The organism is Gammaproteobacteria bacterium (assembly GCA_029862005.1).
In the GTDB taxonomy this organism is placed as follows: Bacteria; Pseudomonadota; Gammaproteobacteria.
Genome location: JAOTYD010000073.1, coordinates 1 through 5,808 on the forward strand (window position 1 = coordinate 1; position 5,808 = coordinate 5,808).

Annotated in this window: 6 protein-coding genes; all 6 read right to left on the minus strand. The window is 53.9% G+C overall.

What is annotated here, in order from left to right; genetic code table 11:
* The coding region (locus OES20_18650; protein ID MDH3636712.1) for an ABC transporter substrate-binding protein at window positions 1–337 on the minus strand (337 nt) is incomplete at its 3' end.
* Window positions 334–2,154, minus strand: a complete 1,821-nt coding sequence (locus tag OES20_18655; protein ID MDH3636713.1) for an ABC transporter ATP-binding protein — start codon at window positions 2,152–2,154, stop codon at window positions 334–336. The genes OES20_18650 and OES20_18655, both read right to left, overlap by 4 nt.
* A 130-nt stretch (window positions 2,155–2,284) precedes the next feature.
* A complete protein-coding gene (locus tag OES20_18660; protein ID MDH3636714.1) occupies window positions 2,285–3,295 on the minus strand; it encodes an NAD-dependent epimerase in 1,011 nt (336 codons plus the stop codon).
* A 39-nt stretch (window positions 3,296–3,334) separates the two neighbouring features.
* The gene (locus OES20_18665; GenBank protein MDH3636715.1) at window positions 3,335–3,955 is read right to left on the minus strand and encodes a sulfoxide reductase heme-binding subunit YedZ; all 621 of its coding nucleotides are present in this window, start codon (window positions 3,953–3,955) and stop codon (window positions 3,335–3,337) included.
* Between the two features lies 1 nt (window position 3,956).
* Window positions 3,957–4,898 (minus strand): protein-methionine-sulfoxide reductase catalytic subunit MsrP, encoded by a 942-nt coding sequence (gene msrP, locus OES20_18670; protein MDH3636716.1) that lies wholly within the window; start codon window positions 4,896–4,898, stop codon window positions 3,957–3,959.
* 185 nt (window positions 4,899–5,083) lie between these two features.
* A partial coding sequence (locus OES20_18675; GenBank protein MDH3636717.1) for a phosphoribosylformylglycinamidine synthase subunit PurQ occupies window positions 5,084–5,808 on the minus strand: 725 nt, incomplete at its 5' end.

The window sequence follows — 5,808 nt, forward strand, 5'->3', positions numbered from 1 at the left end:
TTTCAATTACATCGACACTCTTCAGAATATCAGCTTCGAGATTTAGTTCAGGGGTATAACCTACCAGACGCGCGTAACCATAGATGACGATTTGTCGAATATCCTTTTGCTTGCCCATTAGCAGACGCAGCTCGCCGCCGTGCTCGCCGGGAACCTGGCCGGGGGTTAACCGGGCTACCTGCACATCATCCGGTATCCTTTTGTCGATCGGTGGTAGCTTTCCGGATTCGACCAGTTCCACCAGTGAGGGCGTCTCCTTAAGCCAGTCCATCGCCTGCACCATTGTCGTTATCGACAACGACAGGATGAGCAATAGGCCTTTAAACAGAGTTTTCATGCCGCCAGATCGGATGGTTTGGAGCCGGCCACTACCCTGACGTAATGGCCATCACCAAGCGCCATGAACTCGGTTTTCCGGCTACCGTCAATCGTAAACGGGAACTGCCATAAAGCCGGTTCCGAAGCGGCGCTCTCGGTAATGGCCTCAAAGCTGAGTGGCTGCGATAGTTCCGGATGGGGTACCGCGGATAACAATGCCTGAGTATAGGGATGAAGAGGATTTTCAAACAGCATTGCGCGCGGCGCTAGCTCGACAATTCTGCCCTGGCACATAACCGCGATCCGGTTAGCGATATAGTGAATCACTGCGAGATTATGCGAAATAAAAATGTAGGTAAGCCCAAGCTCCTGCTGCAAATCCTTCATCAGATTCAGGACCTGCGCCTGGATCGATACGTCGAGTGCCGAAACCGGTTCGTCACATATAATCAAATCGGGCTGGAGCGCTAGCGCCCGCGCTATTCCAATGCGTTGACGTTGACCGCCCGAAAAACTGTGTGGATACCGATTCAGAAAACGTGGATCCAGGCCAACCAGCCGCATTAACTCGGTCGTCATCTCGCGCTGGTAATCCATATCGCCCATAGCATGCACCACCAACGGTTCGCGCAGAATATCGAATACCGTCATGCGGGGGTTTAAGGCACTGTAAGGATCCTGAAAAATGAACTGCATCTTGCGCCTGAAGGCGAGTAAGTCGTCACCGTCGAGCGCACGCACGTCGATCGCCTGGATACCGTCATGGTAGACGATATCACCATGATCCGGGGTGATGGCGCGCATGATGATTTTGCTCAAAGTCGTCTTGCCGCAGCCGCTTTCTCCCACGAGGCCAAAACACTCACCACGTTCAACTTCGAAGGAGACGTTGTCCACCGCGAGTAATTCTCTTGAACCTGACCCAGTCCAATTACCGGCATGTAGGCGGTAAGTCTTGCTGATGTCATCGATTTTCAGATGCGGTGCGCTGGTGTCGACTTTCTGATCTGTTGAACGCTTATGGATCAATACCCCGGTTTCGGAGTGAATCTCTCGCACCGGCACTAGCCGTTCACCCGGTTCCAGGTCAAACCTCGGTACTGCATGTATCAAAGCCTTGAGATATTCGTGCTGGGGATTAGAGAACAACGCCTGTAAAGGACCGGCCTCCATAACCTTGCCGTGATACATCACCACTACTTGTTCCGCCATGTTGGCAACGACGCCCAGGTCATGCGTAATCAGCAACAGGGCCATGCCCAGTTCGGCCTGCAATTCCCGGATCAATTTCAGGATGCGCGCCTGTATGGTTACATCCAGCGCGGTGGTAGGCTCATCGGCAATCATTAGTGACGGGTGGCATATCATCGCCATGGCAATCATGGCACGCTGACGCAGTCCACCCGACAATTCGAACGGGTACATGTTCAAGGCCCTGGCGGGATCTGCAAATCCAACGTGCTGCAGCATTGCCTCGGTGAGTTTCAATCCTTCCTCGCGACTCGCGTCCCGATGCAGAAACAGCGCCTCGCTGATCTGATCGCCGATGGTATGCACCGGGGACAGTGACGTCATGGGTTCCTGGAATATGATCGATATACTTCCCCCTCGAATTTGTCGCATTTGCGCGCTTTCAGGATCAAGTTTTACGATGTCCAGCCGTTGCCCGTTTTCGGGGCTTTCAAAAAGAATTTCGCCTGCACTAATCGTGGCGTTGCGAGGTAGGATACTCATGATCGCCTGCGAGGTAACCGACTTTCCAGAGCCCGACTCTCCGACCAGCGCAACCGTTTCACCCGGATTAATGCTAAAAGACACATCCCTGAGTGCCGGCACGGGGCTACCCTGCAGGTCAAAATCAACCGCCAGATTATTGACCTCTAACAGGGCCGCTTGTTGGCCGTTATCAACGATGTGGGGCTCCTCGATTAGCTACCTTTTACAGGCTATTTGTTGCGATTATATGTTATTTCTTATCGTAATAATCCATGTACCATGCGGCAAATTGTTGCAAGCCCTGTTCAATTGAGACCGATGGTGAATAACCGGTATCCGCAACCAGATCGTCGATATCGGCAAAAGTATCCTCGACGTCGCCCGGCTGCGCGGGCAGAAGTTCCCGGTCAGTTGTCTTGCCCAGTGCCTGCTCCATCAATTCAATATACCGTAATAATTCCACTGGCTCGCCCCGACCGATATTGTAGATTCGCCAGGGTGCCCGGCTGCTTGCCGGATCGGGATTAAGTCCTGACCAGCCAGGATTTTGTTTCGGCAACTGGTCCAGGCAACGCACCACGCCCTCAACGACATCACCGATGTAGGTGAAGTCCCGACTGTGCCTACCCCGGTTAAACACCTTGATCGGTTCACCCCGCGTAATTGCATCGGCAAACAGTATTGGCGACATGTCCGGCCTGCCCCAGGGTCCGTATACGGTGAAGAAGCGCAGCCCGGTACACGGCAGTTGGTAAAGATGGCTATAGCTATGCGCCATTAACTCGTTGGCCTTCTTGGTGGCCGCGTACAGCGAAATCGGGTGATCGACATTGTCCGAGGTACTGAAGGGTATCTTTTCATTGGCGCCATAGACCGAGCTCGACGACGCGTAGACGAGGTGTTCTATGTCATGATTGCGGCAGCATTCGAGCAGGTTGCCAAAGCCGACCAGGTTGCTGTTGATGTAGGCCCCGGGATTCTCCAGTGAATAGCGCACACCGGCCTGCGCTGCCATGTGCAGCACGCGCTCGAAAGCCTGCGGCTTGAAAATCCCCTGCAGTGCATCTGTATCGGCAATATCCAGTTCGACGAAGCGGAAGTTATCGTGGACTTTCAATTGCGCGAGGCGTGCCTGTTTCAGACCGACATCGTAATAATCGTTCAGGTTGTCGATGCCAACAACATCGTCCCCTCGCTGACATAACATGTCGGCAAGCGCGTAGCCAATAAAACCGGCGGCGCCAGTAACCAGTAATTTCATATCTGTCCAAACGTAATGCGCTCAAGCGCGCGAATCTGTTCAGCGGGCAACCGGGAAGGACTTCGCGCTCAGACGTTTGATCGGGCCTAACCGGTGCGCCAGCAATATCATTGCGATAATCGCATAAATCGAAGGCTCAAGGTAGTCGGCCTTGGTTAACCAGATAAAGTGCAGCACCCCGAGCAGTATCACCAGGTACACCAGCTGGTGCAGGGTTTTCCAGTTTTTACCGAGCCGCCGCATCATCGCCTGGTTGGAGGTAATCGCGAGCGGCAGCATCAGCAGCAGTGCACTGAAACCAAGCGTTATGTAAGGGCGCTTGATGATATCCTCGATCATGCCACCCAGGTCGAGCGAATGATCGGCAATAAACCAGATCGAGAAATGGCAACAAGCGTAGAAGAAAGTATAAAGACCAAGCATGCGGCGAAAGCGAATAAACGATGCCTGGCCGGTCCACTGCCGCAACGGACTTAGGCTCAACGTAACCAGCAGCAATCGCAGGATCCAGTCGCCGGTTTCATGGGTCAGCTTTTCGACCGGGTTTGCGCCCAGTCCATCAGTAAAAGCAGCCCACAGCAACAGGCTGAAGGGCACCAGGCAAAGCAGGTGCACGAGCGGTTTGGCATAAGCGGACTTGAGCGCCGCGGCGAGCGACATACTAGAAATTAACGGTCAGGTCCAGGTCGTCGTAAAGCTCGGCAACTTCTTCCTCGTAGCCGTTGAACATCAGCGTGTCGCGCTTGAAAATCTCTCCGATGCGGCGCTCGCGTTTCTGCGACCAGCGCGGATGGTCGACGGTCGGGTTGACGTTCGAGTAAAAACCATACTCTCTTGGGGCCGCCATGTTCCACGAGGTCAGCGGCTGCACTTCGGTAAACTCGATACCGACGATAGACTTGATACTCTTGAAGCCGTACTTCCACGGCACCACCAGGCGAATCGGCGCACCGTTCTGGTTGGGCATGGTCTTGCCGTACATACCGACCGAAAAAATCGTCAAAGGGTGCATCGCCTCGGCGATGGTCAATCCTTCACGGTAGGGCCAGTTCAAAACCGAGCGCTGCTGTCCGGGCATACGCACCGGGTCATGCAGTGTTTTAAAAGCGACGTATTTGGCCCTGGAAGTCGGCTGGAAAGTACTCAATATCGATCCCAGTGGAATACCGAGCCAGGGAATTACCATCGACCAGGCTTCGACACAGCGCAGCCGGTAGATACGTTCCTCTATCGCGAAGGGTTTGACCATGTCCTCGAGACCATAGGTACCGGGCTTTTCACATTCCCCGCTGACTACGATGCTCCACTCATCGGTTTTAAAGCGACGTGAATGTTTCTTCGGATCATCCTTGCCGGTGCCAAATTCGTAAAAGTTGTTATAACTGGTCGCATCATCTTCATCGGTGATTTCCTCGTCCAGCGAAACCGCCTTTTTCTGATAGTCGTCGATCTTGAGTGAGGCCTGAGCAGCCGCCCAGGGATTCAACAACAGGGCACCTCCAATGGTACCGGCTGCTTTGATAAATTCACGCCGCCGCAGGTAAAGCGACTCCGGCGTTACCTCAGATTCCGGGATTTCCCAGCTTTTCTTTATCTTGATCATTGTCAGCCCTTAATTTGGTATAGCCTCTAGACCCCGTCAGCGTTGACTAGTTCCGGTCGGCATTGAAATCCAGGTCATCTGCACTGTTATTATGCGCAATCAATGCGTGTTTACGACAACGCAGATATTACGAAACAGGATTGGATTCATGGCCTTAATTACCGACTTAGGTCTAATCATAACGATTAACCGATCCACTGCCGTGCGTTTCGGAACATGCGCATCCACGGGCCGTATTCGCCCCATTCTCGCGGGTGCCACGAATTCTGTACGCTGCGAAAAATGCGTTCCGGATGGGGCATCATAATCGTGAATCGCCCATCTTCGTTAGTGAAGCCGTTTAAACCCAACTCCGATCCATTTGGGTTGAGGGGGTAGATTACGCTCGGCTCACCGACCGCATCGACGTAACGCAGGCACGCGAGTTTAGATGCGAGCAAGTCGGCCGCAGAACGATCCCGAGTCTCGATGCGCCCTTCGCCGTGGGCGACTACCACCGGCATCATCGAGCCTTGCATCGCGTCGAGAAACAGCGACGCCGAGTCGAGTATTTCGGCCATGACGAAACGCGCCTCGAACTGCTCCGATTTGTTGCGCACGAACCTTGGCCAATGGGCCGCTCCCGGAATCATCTGATACAGATTCGACATCATCTGGCAACCGTTACAAATGCCGAGCCCGAAGCTGTCGTCACGACCGAAGAACGCCGAGAACTCGTCGTAAGTCCGTGGATTATAGAGTATCGATTTCGACCAGCCCTCACCAGCACCGAGTACATCTCCATAGGAGAAGCCCCCACAGGCGGCGATACCCTGGAAGTCGGCAAGGCTCGTGCGGCCGCTGATAATATCGCTCATGTGGACATCGGTTGCGTTGAAGCCCGCGCGATCGAAAGCCGCCGCCATTTCGA

Bases quoted from the DNA above. Each gene is read 5' to 3' on its own strand.
- msrP (MDH3636716.1), bottom strand. From the start codon at position 4,898: ATGATCAAGATAAAGAAAAGCTGGGAAATCCCGGAATCTGAGGTAACG.
- OES20_18665 (MDH3636715.1), bottom strand. From the start codon at position 3,955: ATGTCGCTCGCCGCGGCGCTCAAGTCCGCTTATGCCAAACCGCTCGTG.
- OES20_18660 (MDH3636714.1), bottom strand. From the start codon at position 3,295: ATGAAATTACTGGTTACTGGCGCCGCCGGTTTTATTGGCTACGCGCTT.